This is a genomic window from Ruegeria sp. AL12 (genome assembly GCF_056540885.1).
The window spans coordinates 1-1,124 of the sequence record NZ_JBQFXN010000054.1; the positions used below are offsets into that span (position 1 = coordinate 1).

General features: G+C 63.7%; 2 protein-coding genes. Both read right to left on the reverse strand.

Annotation, left to right across the window (positions count from 1 at the left end; genetic code table 11):
- Nucleotides 1–131: 131 nt before the first annotated feature.
- Nucleotides 132–992 (reverse strand): sugar phosphate isomerase/epimerase family protein, encoded by an 861-nt coding sequence (locus tag ACR0C6_RS21285; protein ID WP_480621092.1) that lies wholly within the window; start codon nt 990–992, stop codon nt 132–134.
- Between the two features lie 5 nt (nt 993–997).
- The coding region (locus ACR0C6_RS21290) for a DUF993 family protein (RefSeq protein ID WP_480621094.1) at nt 998–1,124 on the reverse strand (127 nt) is incomplete at its 5' end.

Genomic DNA, 1,124 nt, shown 5'->3' on the forward strand with positions numbered 1-1,124 from the left:
ATCGCTGCGCGAGGACATCGAGGAAGCCGGCCGGATCATGATGCGGCTGTTGCTACGCCAGTTGGAGGGCGAAGCACCCGAAAACCTTCAGGTCCTGGCAGAACCGGGGGCATATTTGCCGTCCGCGGCACTCAACAAAGCGACCTGAAGCGCTCGATCATGACATCCAGTACTTCGCCGGGCGGTCGCTTCCACCAGTTGTCCGCCGAGAATATCTCGACCTCGCAATAGCCGTCATATCCGGCGCCTTCGACCGCCGCGCGAATGGATTTGAGATCGGCTACACCGTCGCCCATCATGCCGCGATCAAGCAGCACATCGGTGGTGTCCGCCATCCAGTCGCACAGGTGATAACCGGCGATGCGGTGTTTGCCCGCGCGCTGAAGTTCACTGGCTAGCGAGGTGTCCCACCACACGTGATAGACATCGATGGCGATCTGGACGTTGGCTGCGCCGATCGCCTCGCATATGTCGACCGCATCGCGGACAGTGACAAGGCACGAGCGGTTGCCGCCATAGACCGGGTTGAGGGGCTCGAGCGCCAGCACCACACCGGCATCCGAGGCTTCGGGCGCCATTGCCGCGACGATGTCCTGCACCTGTTTGAGACTTTCGGTGATCGAATGACTGCCGGTGATCACCCCGCCGGTCACGATGGTCAGCACCGGAGCGCCCAGATCATGCGCCATGGCGATGGAGGCGCGGAAATCATCGATAACCTCCTGCCGGGTGGGTGGGGCCAGCGGACCCGTCAGAAAGGGCGTGCGGCAGAGGCCGACCACCTCCAGGCCGGCGGCGCGCACACTGTTGCCTATCTCCACGGCGCGCGTGCCGATCTCGCGACGCCAGAAAGTAATGCCGCCCAGACCACGCTCGGCGCAGGCCTCGATCACCTGCTCGGAGCTCCAGCCGGCGCCGTGGCCATCGAGATTGTGGCCCAGCGTTGCGGTGTTGAGCGCCAGCATGGAATGATCGGAGGTGAAATCGCGCACCGGATCTACGCCCCGTAGACCGCGAGCAGCCGTTTCATCCGTGAGACGGCAAGATCGGGATCACGCAGTAGCCCGCAGGTGTCGGCCATCTTGAAAATCTCCACCAGGTCCGGCAACGGTCGCGCCGATTGC